Annotated in this window: 14 protein-coding genes; 6 read left to right on the top strand and 8 right to left on the bottom strand. The window is 64.8% G+C overall.

What is annotated here, in order from left to right; all coding sequences use genetic code 11:
* Positions 1–149: 149 nt before the first annotated feature.
* Entirely contained in the window at positions 150–2,885 is a 2,736-nt protein-coding gene (locus JMN37_RS04880) for a hypothetical protein (protein WP_252931193.1), read from the bottom strand.
* A 33-nt stretch (positions 2,886–2,918) separates the two neighbouring features.
* On the bottom strand, positions 2,919–3,494 hold the full coding sequence (locus JMN37_RS04875; protein ID WP_252931192.1) for a TetR/AcrR family transcriptional regulator: 576 nt from the start codon (positions 3,492–3,494) through the stop codon (positions 2,919–2,921).
* Between the two features lie 50 nt (positions 3,495–3,544).
* Here JMN37_RS04875 and JMN37_RS04870 point away from each other — a divergent pair, with 50 nt between their 5' ends.
* Positions 3,545–4,714: an alpha-amylase family protein gene (locus tag JMN37_RS04870; protein ID WP_070363322.1), complete on the top strand. Its 1,170-nt coding sequence runs from the start codon at positions 3,545–3,547 to the stop codon at positions 4,712–4,714.
* A gap of 13 nt (positions 4,715–4,727) precedes the next feature.
* Here JMN37_RS04870 and JMN37_RS04865 read toward each other — a convergent pair whose 3' ends face one another.
* Together JMN37_RS04865 and JMN37_RS04860 are read right to left on the bottom strand one after the other, a co-directional pair.
* Positions 4,728–5,267: a hypothetical protein gene (locus JMN37_RS04865; RefSeq protein ID WP_252931190.1), complete on the bottom strand. Its 540-nt coding sequence runs from the start codon at positions 5,265–5,267 to the stop codon at positions 4,728–4,730.
* A gap of 41 nt (positions 5,268–5,308) precedes the next feature.
* Positions 5,309–6,628 (bottom strand): M20/M25/M40 family metallo-hydrolase, encoded by a 1,320-nt coding sequence (locus tag JMN37_RS04860; protein WP_252931189.1) that lies wholly within the window; start codon positions 6,626–6,628, stop codon positions 5,309–5,311.
* Between the two features lie 51 nt (positions 6,629–6,679).
* Here JMN37_RS04860 and JMN37_RS04855 point away from each other — a divergent pair, with 51 nt between their 5' ends.
* On the top strand, positions 6,680–7,267 hold the full coding sequence (locus JMN37_RS04855; RefSeq protein ID WP_070479015.1) for a TetR/AcrR family transcriptional regulator: 588 nt from the start codon (positions 6,680–6,682) through the stop codon (positions 7,265–7,267).
* Positions 7,268–7,281: 14 nt separating this feature from the next.
* Positions 7,282–7,905: a TetR/AcrR family transcriptional regulator gene (locus JMN37_RS04850; RefSeq protein WP_083290935.1), complete on the top strand. Its 624-nt coding sequence runs from the start codon at positions 7,282–7,284 to the stop codon at positions 7,903–7,905.
* Between the two features lie 5 nt (positions 7,906–7,910).
* On the opposite strand, the gene JMN37_RS04845 is transcribed toward JMN37_RS04850, so the two are convergent.
* Both JMN37_RS04845 and JMN37_RS04840 read right to left on the bottom strand, forming a co-directional pair.
* Positions 7,911–9,203, bottom strand: coding sequence for a dicarboxylate/amino acid:cation symporter (locus JMN37_RS04845; RefSeq protein ID WP_070363318.1), 1,293 nt, complete (start codon positions 9,201–9,203; stop codon positions 7,911–7,913).
* An 84-nt stretch (positions 9,204–9,287) separates the two neighbouring features.
* Positions 9,288–10,358 (bottom strand): ROK family protein, encoded by a 1,071-nt coding sequence (locus JMN37_RS04840; protein ID WP_252931187.1) that lies wholly within the window; start codon positions 10,356–10,358, stop codon positions 9,288–9,290.
* Between the two features lie 133 nt (positions 10,359–10,491).
* On the opposite strand from JMN37_RS04840, the gene JMN37_RS04835 reads away from it, so the two are divergent.
* On the top strand, positions 10,492–12,183 hold the full coding sequence (locus tag JMN37_RS04835) for a DUF885 domain-containing protein (protein WP_252931186.1): 1,692 nt from the start codon (positions 10,492–10,494) through the stop codon (positions 12,181–12,183).
* 4 nt (positions 12,184–12,187) lie between these two features.
* On the opposite strand, the gene JMN37_RS04830 is transcribed toward JMN37_RS04835, so the two are convergent.
* Positions 12,188–13,213, bottom strand: coding sequence for an AbrB family transcriptional regulator (locus JMN37_RS04830; protein WP_252931185.1), 1,026 nt, complete (start codon positions 13,211–13,213; stop codon positions 12,188–12,190).
* 25 nt (positions 13,214–13,238) lie between these two features.
* Between JMN37_RS04830 and JMN37_RS04825 the strand changes: the two genes are divergently transcribed.
* Both JMN37_RS04825 and JMN37_RS04820 read left to right on the top strand, forming a co-directional pair.
* Positions 13,239–13,985 (top strand): TSUP family transporter, encoded by a 747-nt coding sequence (locus JMN37_RS04825; protein ID WP_252931184.1) that lies wholly within the window; start codon positions 13,239–13,241, stop codon positions 13,983–13,985.
* Positions 13,986–13,992: 7 nt separating this feature from the next.
* Entirely contained in the window at positions 13,993–14,583 is a 591-nt protein-coding gene (locus JMN37_RS04820) for a TetR/AcrR family transcriptional regulator (RefSeq protein ID WP_168156206.1), read from the top strand.
* A 16-nt stretch (positions 14,584–14,599) separates the two neighbouring features.
* Here the strand turns inward: JMN37_RS04820 and JMN37_RS04815 are convergent, their stop codons facing one another.
* Positions 14,600–16,063, bottom strand: a complete 1,464-nt coding sequence (locus JMN37_RS04815) for a basic amino acid/polyamine antiporter (RefSeq protein WP_070479009.1) — start codon at positions 16,061–16,063, stop codon at positions 14,600–14,602.
* Positions 16,064–16,096 lie beyond the last annotated feature (33 nt).

Genomic DNA, 16,096 nt, shown 5'->3' with positions numbered 1-16,096 from the left:
ACCAGCTAGTATGAATAGCTAGCCCAAAAGAGGTTGCGTCCATTGGCACTCAGACCTTACTCTACGCACACCAAATTCCCTCACGTGCTTCCCGCGACCAGGGCTTTTCCAAATCCGCCCCGCGAAAAACAAGGAATCTGGTGCGCGCGCTACATCCTCGGCAGCCGCACGCCCGGAATCAGGTCCGCGTACGCCGCACCGCCGAACCCAAGCGCCAGCAGCAGCGGCAGGATCAGCCACAGCCAGCTACTTGCCGACGACCCCTCCGCCCCACTCGCAGCCCCTTCCGTCTGCTGCGTTGGTTTGGCCTGCTGCGTAGTTTCCGGCGCCTGGCTAGTTGTCCGCGGCGCGGAACTTCCCGGCCTCGTCGCAGGTGTTGAGGTTGCCGCGGACACCTCGGTGGTTGGCTTTGCGGCTTCGGTTGTCCGCGGGGCGGAATCCTCAGCGGTCGGTTCTGTCTCCTCGGTTGTCCGCGCGGCGGACACCTCCGAGGTTGGGGTGGACGTTGTCGCTGGTGTTGAGGTTGCCGCGGACACCTTGGTGGTTGGCTTTGCGGCTTCGGTTGTCCGCGCGGCGGACACCTCCGACGAAGTTGTAGGGGCCACGGCTATCGTGGACAGCTTTGCCGAAGTGGTTGTCCGCGCGGCGAAATCCTCGGTAGCCGGTTCTGTCGTTTCGGTTGTCCGCGCGGCGGAACTTTCAGCAGTGGGTTCTGGCCTCTCCGTTGTCCGCGCGGCGGACACTTCCGATGAGGTCGGGGCAGCCGTTGTCGCTGGTGCCGAAGCTGCCGCGGACACCTCGGTGGTTGGCTTTGCGGCTTCGGTTGTCCGCGCGGCGGACACCTCCGACGAAGTTGTAGGGGCCACGGCTACCGTGGACAGCTTTGCCGAAGTGGTTGTCCGCGCGGCGAAATCCTCGGTAGCCGGTTCTGTCGTTTCGGTTGTCCGCGCGGCGGACACTTCCGAAGTTGGAACAGACGTTGTCGCTGGTGTTGAGGTTGCCGCGGACACTTCAATCGTTGGCTCTGCGGCTTCAGTTGTCCGCGCGGCGGACACCTCGGACGAGGTTGCAGGGGCCACGGCTACCGTGGACAGCTTTGCCGAAGTAGTTGTCCGCGCGGCGGACTGCTCACTCGAAGGAATTTCGGTCGGGGTTGTCCGCGCGGCGGAACTGTCAGCAGTGGGTGCTGTCTCCTCGGTTGTCCGCGCGGCGGAATCCTCAGCGCTCGGTTCAGTCGTTTGCGTTGTTCGCGCGGCGGACACCTCCGAGGTTGGGGCAGCCGTTGTTGCTGGTGCTGTGGTTGCCGCGGACACCTCGGTCACGGTCGTTGGTGAGACCTCAGCCTCGGGTGCTTCAGCCTCGGATGCCTCATCCTGGGGCGACTCGGACGGCTTGGTTGTCTCGGCTTCAGGCTTGTTGATGTACTGCTGCAGCAGCTTCTGCAGATCGAGCATGTCCTGCTCGAGTTTCTTTGCCTCGTCGAGGTTGTGGGTGAGCTCGTCGATATCGATTTGATCTTCGGGTTCGGCGGAAGTGTCTGCAGGTTCAACGTTTTCGGAAGCTTCGGGTGTCCGCGGGGCGGACTCTTCCGGAGCTGAAGTAGACGTTGTCGCTGGTGTTGAGGTTGCCGCGGACTCCTCCGAAGAAGTCTCGGGGGATTCGGGCTCAGCATGAGCTTCGGATTCCGACGGTTCCGGAGCTGCTTCAGATTCCGACGGTTCCGGTGTCCGCGGGGCGGACTCCTCGGTCGGCTCGGCAGCCGCAGAAGGCTCTACCGTTGCAGAAGGCTCGGCAGCCTCGGTCTCAGAAGCCTCTGTCTCCGCGGGCGCGTTCTTCAGTTCCTCCAGCGCGGCGGCTTTGTCGGCGATGCGTTTGGTGGCGTCGGTGATTTCGTTGTCCACGGCGCGGAGGGCGCGTTCGAGGGTCCACTTGTCGGCGTTGTGCCAGAAGCCGGTGAATGGGTTGCGCTCTTGCCATCCGGTGAGTGCGGCGAGGTTGGCTTCGATGTTGGCCTTGCGGTGGGTGGCGGCTTCGAGGGTGCTGTTGGCGAACTCGAGCTGTCGAGAAGCGTCGTCGATGTTGGTGGGGGTGGTGGCGTCGTAGCGGTCGGCGCCGTGGCCCTCGTGCGAAGGCGTTGCTGCTTCGACGGTTTCGAAGAGTTCGATGGAGCGGGTGATGTTGTCCAGGCGGGCTTGTTCGAGGTCGAGTTTGGCTTTGCGGGCGTCGCGACGGTTCTTCAGGCCCTCGAGCTCCTTGGTGTTGGAGGGGGCGAGCCAGCTGAACCAGCTGGAGTCGACTTCTTTTTTGCGTTTGGTGTAGGCGGAGTCGGCTTCGTCGAAAAGTGCTTGGCGCTTGGCCACTGCCTCCTGCTGCGCGGTGATGCTCTCAAGGGCTTCGCGCAGGTTGGTGGGCAGGGCGACGGGTTTGATGTCGGGTTCGGGGGCGTCTTCGTAGGCGGATGGGTCTTTGCCGTTGAAGTCCTCGAGCTGCTTCTTGGTCACGGCGAGTGTTTTGCGTGCGGCGTCGAGGGAGGTCTTGGTGGTGCGGACGAGGAGTTCGGCGGAGTCGACGAGCAGTTTCTGCTGGTCGTACTCGGCTTGCTTGGCCTTCTTGTTCTCCTCGCCGATGGCGAGGACGACGCCCCAGCGCTTCATCTCGAGGACAGCCTGCGCGCCCTTGAGCGCCAGGTCGGCTTTCCATAGCTGGGATTCGAGTTCGGCGACTTTGGCTTCGCCCTTTTCGACGAGCCCCTGCAACGCCTGCCCGCCGAGGCCGAGGAGGCCTTGCGCTTCGGCGTAGTGGGCGGTGGGGTTGATGGTGGCGGGGACGGTGACGGCGGTGCCGGTCAGGGCGACAACGAGGGCGCCGGAGGTCAACTTGTGCATGCGCAAAGTTTAGGGGATAGACCTCTCGAAGTGCTACTTCTGTGTAGCGGCGAGTGCCCCCGTGAGTGCGCCGATGGCGGTGTCGATGATGTCGTCGCGTTCGGGGGCGGGGCAGCTTTCGTCGACCCAGTCGATGCAGACGGCGTCGAGGAAGCCGAGCATCCCGGATGCGGCGCGTGCGGCGTGCTCGTCGTCGCGGTCCAGCAGGGAGCACAGCGTTTCGACGGAGGCGTCGCGCATCTCAATGCGCAGGTTGATTGCCTCGGTGGGTTCGGCGCCGCCGCGGCGACCGGCCAGCCACACGAACGGGTGCTCGGCAACGTGGTTGAGGTAGCGCTCCAGGGTGCTGCGGAGGGCCTCGTGGGTGTCGGTGTTGGGGTCGAGGTGGTCGTCGAAAAGCGGTTGGGTGTGTGCCTTGAGAAAGGCGGTGTAGAGCCCAGCCTTGGATTCGAAGTAGTGGAAGAGGAGGCCTTGGGACACACCGCAGGCGTCGGCGATGTCCTGGGTGGAGACTTCCACGTAAGGTGTGGTGGAGAAGATGTCCGTGGCAGCGGCGAGGATTTCTTCCTGGCGTTGCTCGACGCTGAGCCTCCGTCGTGGTTGTGTCATGGACACCACCCTACAGTACTGAGCTTTGCTCAATAGAAAGTGTGAGGAACTTGTCCACGTCAGACATTATCTGGTGGCACGTCTACCCGCTGGGAGCCACGGGCGCACCGATCCGCGAGGAGCACGACGAAGCGCCGCGCCTGCGGCAGCTCGAGCCCTGGTTGGACTACCTGATCGAGCTCGGATGCAACGGGCTGCTGCTCGGCCCGATCTTCAAATCGGTGTCCCACGGCTACGACACCCTTGACCACTTCCAGATCGACCCGCGCCTGGGCACCAACGAGGACTTCGACCACCTCATGGCGGCCTGCCGCGAGCGCGGCATCCACGTGATGCTCGACGGCGTGTTCAACCACGTCGCGCGCACCCACCCGCTAGTGGCACAGGGCCTGGCCGGCGATACGGACTGGGAAGGCCACGGCGAGCTTGCCACCCTCCACCACGAGGACCCGCGCGTGGCGGACCTGGTCACCGACGTCATGTGCTACTGGCTCGAACGCGGCATCACGGGCTGGCGCCTGGACGTGGCGTACTCGGTGCCGCCAGAGTTCTGGCGCACCGTGTTGGCGCGCGTGCGCGAGCGGTTCCCGGACGCGCTCTTCCTCGGCGAGGTCATCCACGGCGACTACGCCGAGATCGCCGCGGCGGGCACCCTGGACACCGTCACCCAGTACGAGCTGTGGAAGGCCCTGTGGTCCTCCATCAAGGACGTGAACTTCTGGGAGCTCGACCACGCGCTGGGCCGTCACCGCGACCTGTGCGAGCACATGGTGCCGAACACGTTCGTCGGCAACCACGATGTGGACCGGATTGCCTCGAAGGTGGGGCAGGATGGCGCGCTCGTGGCCACGGCGCTGCTCATGGCGCTGCCCGGCATGCCCAGCATCTACTACGGCGATGAGCAGGGCTTCGAGGGTCTGCGCGGGGAGGGCTTTGCCGCCGACGACCCGGTGCGCCCGCCGCTGCCAGCCAGCCCCGCGGAGCTTTCGAGTCTGGGGCAGTGGATCTTCGAGGAGCACAAGAAGCTCATCGCTTTTCGACGCCGCCACCGCTGGCTCGAAACCGCCACCCTCGAGGTGACCGACAAAACAAATGAGGCGATCACCGTGGCGCTCGAATCCGGTTCGGAGCGCGCGACGGTGACCGCCTGGCTCGACCCCGCGCCGGGCGTGCGCATCACGTCCGGGGGCGAGACCTGCTACGAGTGGTCTGCTGTCTAACCGCTAGAACGGCCTAGAACGGCAGGGAGGAACCCGGTGCGTACTTGGCCAGCAGCTCCCGGGCAATGACGGACAGGTCCGGCAGGCGCAGCGTGACCGCGCCCGCGACCGGCATGTCGAAGGTGGGCACGTTGGCGGGTGCCAGCGTGATCACAGGTGTGCCCTGCGGTGCGGGTGCGGGTGCGGGGGCTGGTGCGGGTGCGGGAGCCGGCGCAGGTGCAGGAGCGGGCCGGGCAGGTGCTGGCTGGGCATTCTGCTGGCTTGCCGGCTTTCCGGTGGTGCCGCGCAGGCCGCAGCGGTTGGCGGCTTCCTCCACGCGGCCGAGCGCGGCCTGGATCTGCGGGCCGCGGCGGTCGAAGGCTGCGATGGTCTGGGCCTGGCGCTTCTTGGCGTTGAAGTCGGCGTCGTTGGTCCAGTAGCGGGATGCCTGATCGCAGGAGATCTGGCCTGCGGGAAGCTTTGCCAGGGCGTCGTCGATGGCGTCAGCGGAGGCCACGCCGGTAGAAACGGTGGCGGCCATGAGTGCGGTGAGTGCAGCTGTGCGAATTTTCATAGCCGCCAGTATGTCACATCAGCCCCATCTGTCACACCCGGTTAGGCGTCGAGGAAGCGCCGAATCAGGCTGCGGTAGGCGTCCACGGTGAGGTGAACGTCCTCGATATCCACGTATTCGTCGTGGCCATGCAGCAAATCCAGCACCTGACCCAGGTGACGCTCACGGGCGTGCATCGCAAATCCGTAGCCCACCCCGCCCTTGCGGCGCGCGAAGCGCAGGTCCGAGCCGCCGGCGGCGATAGTTGGGACCACCACGGCGTCGGGGAAGAACTCGGCGTAGGTCTCGCAGATCGCCTGATAGAGCGGCGAGTCGGTGGGGGAGATGGTGGCGTCCTCGGTGATGAGGTGCTGGATCTCCACCTCGCTGGCCAGGTCGCCGAGCGCCGTGCGCAGCTGCTCGTCGATCCACTCCTGGCTCTGGCCGGGCAGCGGGCGGATGTCCAGCTCCATGTAGGCCATGGACGGCAGTACGTTGATGGCCTCGCCCGCGCGCAGCACCGTCGGTGCGATGCTCAGGTGGCTCATGGCGTGCGAGTAGCGCGCCAGGTCGCCGAGCGCCTCGTAGCCTTCGCCGCGCAGCAGGGCGGCCTCGGTCTCGGGGTCGAATTTCCAGGCGCGGATGTAGTCCGGCCACGGCTGCTCGGTGGTCACGGAGGGCTGCACCGACGCGATACGGCGAGCAACCTCACCAATCTTGGTGACGGCCATGTCGCGGTCGTGCGGGGCGGAGCCGTGGCCGGCGTCCCCGCGCACCACGAGGCGGCGCTGGGCCGCGCCCTTCTCACCAATCACCACGACGATCGCGTCCGAGCCGTCGCGCACCGGCAGGTGGGAGCCGCCCTCCTCGGAGAGGCAGTTCTTCCAGCTGAACGGCTCCGGGTCGAGCTGCGAGAGGTAGCCGGCGCCGAGCCCGCCGCGCGCCTCCTCGTCCGCCACGCCCACGAAAGTCAGTGTGCCGCGCGGGCGTTTGCCGCTCAGGGCCACGTCGCGGGTGGCGGCGGCCATCGCGGCGGTGATGTACAGCATGTCGGTGGCGCCGCGGCCGTAGAGTCGGCCGTCGATAATTTCGGCGCCGAAGGGGTCGTGCGTCCACTGCTCCTTATCGACGGGCACTACGTCCGTGTGGCCGAGCAGCGTGAGGGGCTCCGCGGAGGGGTCGGTACCCTCGATGGTAAACGCGATAGACACCCTCCCATCTGTGGGTTCATACTTTTGGACGCGCACGGGAGCGCCGTCGAAAAACGATTCGAGCGTGGCCGCGTTGCGGTATTCTCCCCCCGAAGTTGGGGTAAGGTCGTTGACACACGTATTTTGGATAAGGGTTCGTAAGAGATCCACTGTTGCGCTATGTAGGTTCATGTCTGGCATATTAGGTGCTTTTGTGGGCATCCAGAGAGGAGTTGGTGTCGTATGGCTCGAAGAGAACTCAGCCAGGACCCCCGCGCTGTGAAAACGCGGAACGCGATCATCAAGACAACTACCGAGTTGTTGAATGAGCACCGGGTTGAGGACATCACGGTGTCCCAGATTGTGAACGCGGCAGGGATGAGCCGCCAGGTTTTCTACGAGCACTTCAAGGACCGCGACGCCGCCGTCAAGGCAGCAATCCAGCGCGCGCTGGCCCCGGCGGTGAACGATTACATCGAGACGTATAAGAAGACCGGCGAGATGCCTCCTGCGCTGGAGGCGCTGTTCTCGCAGCTCGCCGAGGTTCGTTGCCTCTTGAGCCACGTGATTAACGGCCCGGCCCACGCCACGCTGATGGCTTGCTTTACAACGCCCGAGATGCCAATGCTGCACGACATGGTGACGGCGATGCGCGCCGAGGTCGTCCCGATGACCGACGAGGAAGCTGCCGACGTGGCTTCTTACCTGTGCTCCGGCGCGTTTTCGATCTTTATGAAGTCGGCGACTGAGTCCGAGAATTACGAGGAAGCCGTCAAACGCGCAATGAGCGTGTTCGGAGTGTTCGGTAGGGCAATGAGCTTGCCTCAGTGAGGTATCCTGCATTCATGACACCACGTGAACTTAGTATGGACCCGCGCGCGGTTCGTACGCGCACGGCGTTACTGAACGCAACGAAGGAACTGCTGCTCCATTACCGGGTGGATGAGCTTTCGTTGTCCCAGATTGTGAAGTACGCGCAGGTCAGCCGCCAGGCCTGCTACGAGCACTTTCACGACAAGGACGCGCTCATCCTGGCTGCGGGGTGCGACATTTGCCTCCCTGCCTACGAGTCTTTCGTCAATGACATCGTGATCGACGAAACGTACCCGGACCAGGTGGCGCGGCTGGTGAAGCACCTCGAGCGCTACGACAAGGCGGTCAAGCATCTGATCAACTCCTCGGTGCACGGCCATCTCAACGACAAGATCTGCAACATTCTGGCGGACGCCTACCTGAAGAAGATCTACACCCAGATCGAGTCAGGCGAAGAAATTGCTCTGACGGAGGAAACGCTGCGCGACACGGCCCGCTTCATGGCTGCCGGAACACAGGACATCCTGATCGACGGCATGCTGCGCGACCGCGAGCATGAAGAAACCGCGCAACGCGTAGAAAACGTTCGCGCGGCATTAGATCTCGTGATCGGCGCGCTGCGCGCCACCAGTGGTGGGGCAGCGGACGAGCAGTAGCATCGCTATCCTCGCTGGGGAGCTGGGGCGCCGTCTTCTGCGGCGTCCCAAATTTTTTCGTCCAGGATGCCTTCGCGCTTCGCCACGATGGCGGCGACGACGGCCTGGCCGGTGACGTTGACGGCGGTACGTCCCATGTCGATGATCGGCTCGATGGCCAGCAGCAGGCCCACGCCAGCCAGCGGAAGGCCCAGGGTGGACAGCGTCAGCGTGAGCATGACGGTCGCGCCGGTGGTGCCCGCGGTCGCCGCGGAGCCGAGCACGGCCACGATCACGATGAGCAGGTAGTCCGTCGCGCCCAGGTCGAGGCCGTAGAACTGCGCGACGAACAGGGCCGCGATCGCCGGGTAGATGGAGGCGCAGCCGTCCATCTTTGTGGTCGCGCCGAGCGGCATGGCGAAGGCCGCGTACTCGCGCGGCACGCCCATCGACTCCTCGACGGTGCGCTGGTTCACCGGCATCACGCCCATGGAGGAGCGGGTGACGAAGCCGAGGGTGGTCACCGGCCACACGCGGCGGAAGAAGCCACCGACCGGCACCTTATTGACGGCCAGTACCGCCGGGTACAGCACGAAGATCACGAGCGCGAGGCCCACGTAGATCGCCAGCACGAACTGGCCGAGATTGCCCAGAGCCTCCCAACCGTAGGTGGCCACGGCCTTACCGATGAGCGCCGCCGAACCGATTGGGGCAAGGCGGATGATCCACCACAGCACCACCTGGATGACCTCCAGGAAAGAGGCGGAGAACTGCAGGAACGGCTCCGCGGCCTTGCCCGCCTTGATGGCGGCCACGCCGATGAGCAGAGAGATCACCAGGATCTGCAGCACGTTGAAGTTCACCGAGGCGCTCGTCTCCGAGACCTTGACACCAAGCCCGAAGAAGTTTGACGGGATGACGGTGTTCAGGAAGCCGAGCCAGGAGCCGGAGCCGCTTGGTTCGGCGGCGGAGGAGGCGTCGACAGACGAGTTCGCGCCGGGCTGCATGACGGTGCCGACGATGATGCCGATGATCACCGAGAAGAACGCGGTGATGGCGAACCACAGCAGGGTCTGCCAGGCAAGGCGCGCGGCGTTGGTGACCTTGCGCAGGTTCGCGATAGAGGTGACCACCGCGGTGAACACGAGTGGCGGGATGAGTAGCTTCAGCAGCTGCACATAGGCGCTGCCGACCCAGCTGAGCGTCTCGCTGAGCCAGGTGATGTCGTTGGCCGCGGCGATGAGCCCGAGGATGAGGCCGATGATCAGGCCGGCGATCACTTGGGCGCCGAACCCGGTCATCCACTTTGGAAGGTGCATGAAGTTCTCCAGGTGTAGATTTATAGACTAATCGGTATTAAACGAAGCTAAATTCTACACCTATCCTCTAGAAACGCGTCAAATCTAAACTAGACAGAGCGGTTCACGTAGCACTTTATCCAGTGCAACCGCGCGCGCGATGTCCCGCACGATCTCGCGGTGCGAAGGGATCATGCGCAGCTTCGGGGCGCGCTCGGCCTCGCTGACCACCGTGCGCGCGAACGTGGCGGGCGCCTGCGGGTCGTCGATGAAGGCGCTGCCGGCGACGACGACGGTGCTGGGGGTGTGGGCGTCGGCAAGCGTGGCCACGAGTGAGCCGAGGCCGCGTGCGCGCTGGTCGAGCGCCTGGCGCGTGGCCGACTGCTGCTCCGCGAGCGCGACGACCTCCTGCAGTGACTGTACTGCCGACTGTCCGATGGCGTTGAGGAGCCCCTGCGTGGTCAGGTGATCGCTGGCGACGTCGATGGCCATCACGCCGGTCGGGGTGGACATTGCGCAGGCCAGCGAGTCATCGGCGAACAGCGCCATCACCGGCGGGGTGTCGATGTCCAGGCTCGACTGCATCTCCGAGCCGACGATCGCCTGGCTGATGGAGACGACCTCGACGGGCACGCCGAACTGCTCCCGCATCTGCTGGCGGATCGGCACCCCGTGCCAGCCGAGGTTTGCCGCGGTGACCTCGCCGTCCTCGTTGACGGTGCCCGAGGTAGTCACGCCGACGGTTGCGAGCGGGCGGCCCATCCCGGCGCTGAGGCGGTGTAGCCCGGCCATGATGTGCTGCACGAAGTCATCCGGACTCATGTGTGCGACGGGGATGTCCACATCGATGCTGCGCAGGGTGCGCCCCTTGAGGTCGAACAGCGCGATGTAGGTGCTCAAGGTGCCGACGGCCACCCCGGCGTACAGCGAGTTCGGTTCCCCGAGCTCGAGCGGCATGGTGGGCCTGCCCCGGCCGGTGGACTCGGACAGGTCGCCGCGTTCCACGATGTAGCCGGAGTTTGCCAGCGCGGTGACGGCGCGGGTGATGGTGGGCTGCGAGAGGCCGGTGGCTGCGATCAGGTCTCGTCGCACGCACTGTTCCTGCAGGCGAATGAGGTGCAGGCACTTGGCGGCGGGGGTTATTGGGTGATGGAACGCTGTCCGTGTCGCAGGCATGTGAATATATGTACCGGTAGTAGACCGCTTTGTCCAGTTATCGAGCTAGAGTGGGCCGTCTCGGTAGACAATGCGGTTTGTATGGGGTGTAGAGGTGCACATTCAGCGTGTCCCTCGGTTACACTGCCTACCCATGACCAATCCTTTGCTTGAGGAGCACGCATCCCAGTTAGAACGCGAGCCTTCGCTACTCGACGCCACCTGCGAAGACTTTCTCTACGACCTCGCCGAGCTGATCCCTACCCTGGCAACGGAGATCGGCCTCGAAGGCCACGACTGTGACCTGCAGGACTTCAGCCCCGAGTACTACGGCGAAGTCGCCGACCGCATCCGTGACGTCGTCGCCGATGTCGACGCGCTCAACGACTCCACGGACGCCTCCGACGACGAAGACGACTTCGACGACGTCGACAATCTCACCGCTTCGCTGCTGCGCGACCGGATGGCATTCAAGTTGGAGCTGCACCACCAGGGCGAGGACCTGCGCCAGCTCAACAACATCGATTCGCCGGTGCAGACCATCCGCGACTCCTTCGCGCTGATGCCGAAGGTGAGCAAGGAGGACTTCGAACACATTGAGGCGCGCCTGTCCAAGGTGCCGGCGGCGCTCGCGGGCTATCGCGCGTCGCTTTCGGAGGCGGCGTCGGCAGGCAATGTGCCTGCGTACCGCCAGATCGAAGCCGTGATCAAGCAGTGCGGCGACCTCACCGATGACGACAGCGTCTTCGACCAGCTGGGCCTGCCGGAGGACTCGGCCGTCGTCGAAAAGGCGAAGGCTGCATTCGACGAGATGGCCACCTGGCTGTCCACCGAGCTCGCGCCACACGGCCGCCACGACGACGCCGTCGGCCGCGACCGCTACGAACTCTTCTCCGAGTTCTTCTTGGGCCGCGGCATCAACCTCGACGAGGCCTACACCTGGGCCAAGGAGCAGCTGAAGGAAACCGTCGCTGAGCAGCGCGCGCTCGCGCAGAAGCTCTACGGCCCGGACGCCACCATCCTGGGCGCGTACAAGCGTCTCAACGAGGAGGAGCGCTACACCCTGCGCGGCACCGACGCCCTGCTGGAGTGGATGAACTCCGTCAACGAGCAGGTCATGCGGGACCTCGACGGCGTTGACGTCACCATCCCGGAGGGCCTGCACAAGGTGGAGTGCGCGATTGACCACGCCGGTTCCGGCGGCATCTTCTACACCCCGCCGTCCGACGACCTGATCCGCCCCGGCACCATGTGGTGGTCAGTGCCGGAGGGCCAGGAGGTGTTCCACACCTGGCAGGAGCTCACCACCGTCTTCCACGAGGGTATCCCGGGCCACCACCTGCAGATCGGCACCGCGCTCATGCAGCGCAACGACCTCAACCTGTGGCGTCGCACCGCGTGCTGGAACTCCGCACACGGCGAGGGCTGGGCGCTCTACGCCGAGGAGCTCATGGGGGAGCACGGCCACTTCGACGACCCAGGCTTCCGAATGGGGCTTCTCGACGCCCGCCGGCTCCGCCTCGCCCGCGTCATGATCGACATCGGCGTCCACCTCAAGAAGGCCACCCCGGACGGCACCGGCGTGTGGGACGCCGCCTATGCCAAGGCGTTCCTGCGCGACAACTCCGCCATGCCGGAGTCCCACATCGCCTTCGAACTGGACCGCTACCTGGGCTGGCCGGGCCAGGCGCCGAGCTACGCCATCGGCTACCGCGACTGGTGCTCACTGCGCGACAGCGCCCTGGAGCAGGGGATGACGCTGCGCCAGTTCCACGACAAGGCGCTCAAGCTCGGGTCGATGCCGATGGACATGCTGGCCCACGAGGTGCTCAACCACCACGACTAGCCTGCTAGCCGTTGCGTTTGCGATTCTGCCAGTTGACCAACTTCGGCAGGTAACCCGCGAACAGCAGGATGCAGATCAGGCGGATCAGCTGGACCGCCACGACCGCCGGGCCCACCCCGCCCTCCGCGGTGAGTGCCAGCACCGTCTCGAGTGCGCCTGGCGTGGTGGCCAGGTAGCCCTCGTAGAAGCTGATGTTCAGCCACAGCGCCAGCAGCCAGCCCAGTCCGGCGCAGGCTGCCATGAGGGCGGCGATGTAGATGATCGTGATCGGCAGCAGGCGGGAGAACTGCTTCAGGGCAGGTACGGATAGGCCGCCGCCGCACGCCCAGCCAATGCACAAGAACGCTGCGATGTTCAGCGGCTCCGGCGGAACGATGACCACGTCCATGAAGGAGCCGACCACCGCGGTGACGATCATCGGGCCGAAAACCGACGGGTTCGGGATGTGCAGCACCTTCGCGATCGGCTGCCCAACCGCCACCAGCGCCGGCACCAGCAACCACATCCACCAGTAGGGCTCCAGATGCTCCGTGGCGGAGGCGTGCTTGGTAGTGAGCAGCCCCGCCACCACCGGCAGCGTCATCGACACGACGAGCAGGCGCAGGTACTGCGTCAGAGCGACGTAGCGGACGTCGGCACCAATCTCCTTCGCGATGACCGGCATGAGCGACGCACCGCCCGCGAGCAGCGACAACACCCCGGTTTCCTGCGAGATTCCCTTGCGCGCGAGCACCGCGCCGCCCACGTAGGCCAACCCGATCATGCTCGCCGCGGCCAGCAGGCCGGGCAGCAGGAACGGCAACAGCGTCTTCGGGGGGATGCCCACCAGTGGCAGCGCCGCCAGTACGCCGATCACGCCGCGGGTGCACGTGAACAGGAGCTCGTTGATGGGAAGGTCGCGCCCGCTGCGCAGCGCCACCGCGCCCGATGCGACGATCGCCCCCAGGATCCACGCGGCCGGAAGGTGCAGCGCGCTGAAGGCCCAACCGAGCGCGATTGACACCGGGACGACCACACACCAACGAAGCATGGCTGTTGATATTACTCTTTAGTGCATGATTGTCGCCCTGCTGATTGCATCACTGACCGCCGGCTGGATTGACGCCGTCATCGGCGGCGGTGGCCTGGTGCTCATCCCTGTGCTGATGTCCACCACCGGCATGCCTGCCGCCGCCGTCCTGGCGACGAATAAGTTCGCGGCGTTCACCGGCACCTCCTCCGCCGCGGTCACCATGGTGCGCAAGGTTGGGGTTCCGCGCTGCACGTGGGGCTTCGCGCTCGCCGCGATGTGCGCCTCCGCGGGCGGTGCGCTGGCCGTCGCGCTCGTCAGCGACTCCGTGATACGCCCACTCATCATTGTGTTACTGCTGGCAGTGGGCATCTTCGTGGTGTGTAAGCCCTCGTTTGGGTCGGAGGGCAACCGCATCATCACGCCGCGCCGGGTGGCGCTCGGCGTCGCGGTGGCCCTGCTCGTCGGTGGGTACGACGGCGTCTTCGGCCCCGGCACCGGCATGTTCCTCATCATGGCGTTTACAGCTGTGTTCTCTCAAACCTTCCTCGAGTCCGCGGCGATGGCGAAGGTGGTCAACACCGCGACGAACATCGGCGCGCTCGGAGTGTTCATCGCCGGGGGCTACGTGGACTGGTCGCTGGCAATCGCGCTCGCGATCGCGAACGTCATCGGCGCGCAGCTCGGCGCGCGCACCGTGCTGCAGGGCGGGTCCAAGTTGGTCCGAATCGCCTTATTGACGCTCGTAGTTGTTCTATGCGCGCGGCTTGGGTGGCAAGAATTCGTGCAATAATGGCGGCGTGGAAAAGCAGCAGAAGATTCTTAGGCCGGCCCGTAGGGCAGCAACCGAGCAGAAGATTTTCGCGTCGGTGCTCAGCATCGCCCGCGATCGCGGATTGCACTCTGTAACGATCGACGAGGTTGTGGCGGATTGTGGTGTCGCAAAGACGACGATCTACCGCCGCTACGCTGACCGCCGCGAGATGATCACCGCGGCGCTGGACTCAATCGCGCTCCAGATCCCGATCTACCTCCCCACCACGCGCGCAGAGTTCGTAAAATACATGATTGACCTGCAGCGCTACCTCGACGAGACGCTGGGCGTGAGGCTGATCGGCTCCATCATCGCCAGCGCAGAGCCTTTCGTGTCGCAGTGGCGTCTGCGCCTTGAAACCGAAATCCTCGAACGGATGGTGGAGGGGATCCGCAAGGGGATGGACGAGGGCCTGTATAACCCGAACATCAACCCGTACGCCTTCGTGGGCATGCTGCTCGGCGGCATTGTTATGCGCCAGGCGTTCAGTGAGGCCTCCGCCGAGCGGCACGCCGAAAATACCGCGACGGTCCTGTGGCCACAGCTAGCTGTGGACCCGGACCGCCGAAACGATTAGAGCTGCTGAGAGCTGACTAGAGCTGCAGAGAGCCGTTGGCCAGGCCGACCACGGCTGCGATAGCGCCCGCGATCACGATCGCCACCACAACCCACTCGAAGCTGTTGAAGAGGCGCTCCTTGTTCGCGATGCGCGTCCACACGTACGGGATGATGCCCGGAACCACGGCGAGCGCGCCGAAGAGCACGTAGACCGGGTCGGCGGCGTAGATCAGCCACATCGAGTACACGAAACCGACCGCGCCGACGATGAGGTGGCGCTGGTTGTCGCTGCGGCTGACCTCCGGACCGGAGTCGTCGAAACGCACGCCCGCGTTCGGGTGGTTAAGCCCCTTGCCGCGCACCGCGAGCAGGATGAGGTACAGCGAGGAGAAGATGTACGGCAGCAGGTACATGATGGTCGCCAGCTGCACCATCGCGTTATAGGACGTCTCGTTGGCGAAGAAGATGATCACGAACAGCTGGATCACCACGGTGGAGATCAGCTGCGCGCGGAACGGGGAGCCCGCTTTGTTGGCCACGCCGAGCGACTGCGGCAGCAGGCCGTCGTTCGCCATGAGCACGATCGGCTCGGCACACAGCATCTGCCAGGATACGTACGCGCCCAGCACCGACAGACACAGGCCGATTGAGATGAACACGCCGCCCCACGGGCCGACGACCGCCTCAAGCACGGCACCCATCGAGTTCTCCGGCAGCGCCGCCAGCTCCTCCTGGGTGAGCACGCCGTAGGAGAGCGTGGACACTAAGACCAGCAGCAACAGCACCGACAGGAAGCCGATGATGGTCGCGCGGCCCACGTCCTTGCGGGTTTTCGCCTGCTTGGAGTACACGGAGGCGCCCTCAATGCCGATGAAGACCCACACGGTGTAGAGCATGATGCCCTGCAGCTGCTGCGAGAACGGGATGGCCGAGCCCTCGCCCCAGAAGTCCAAGGTGAACTTGTCCCAGGAGAAGCCGAGGAAGGCGACCAAGACGATGAAGCAGAGGATCGGCACCAGCTTGGCCACCGTGGTGACCACGTTCATCACGGCAGCCTGCTTCACGCCGCGGGTCAGCATGATGAAGATGCCCCACGTCATCACGGATACCGCCACAGCCAGCACCCACCGATTATTCAGCGGGGCGAAGTAGTAGGCCACCGTGGAGAAGAACAGGGTGGCGTAGCCCACCTGTGCCATCACGGAACCCAACCAGTAGCCCAGTCCAGAGGTGAACCCGATGAAGTCGCCCAGGCCAGCGCGTACATAGGAGTACACGCCCGAGTCCAGGTGCGGTTTGCGCCGCGCCAGGATCTGGAACACGAACGCGATGGAGAGCATGCCCACCCCGGCGATAACCCAGCCGATGAGCATTGCGCCGGGGCTCGCCACGGAGCCAATATTTTGCGGCAAGGCGAAGATGCCGGAGCCAATGGTGGAGCCAATAATGAGCGACACCAGCGTCCACATGGTCACCGTGTGTGATTGGGCATTAGTCATGGAGAATAAGTTACCTTATGATGAGAGCCGTGA

This window comes from Corynebacterium lipophilum, from assembly GCF_024102595.1.
Taxonomy (GTDB): Bacteria; Actinomycetota; Actinomycetes; order Mycobacteriales; family Mycobacteriaceae; genus Corynebacterium; species Corynebacterium pseudogenitalium.
Note: the sequence above shows the minus strand (reverse complement) of the source record. Positions and strands in the feature narration are given on the sequence as shown.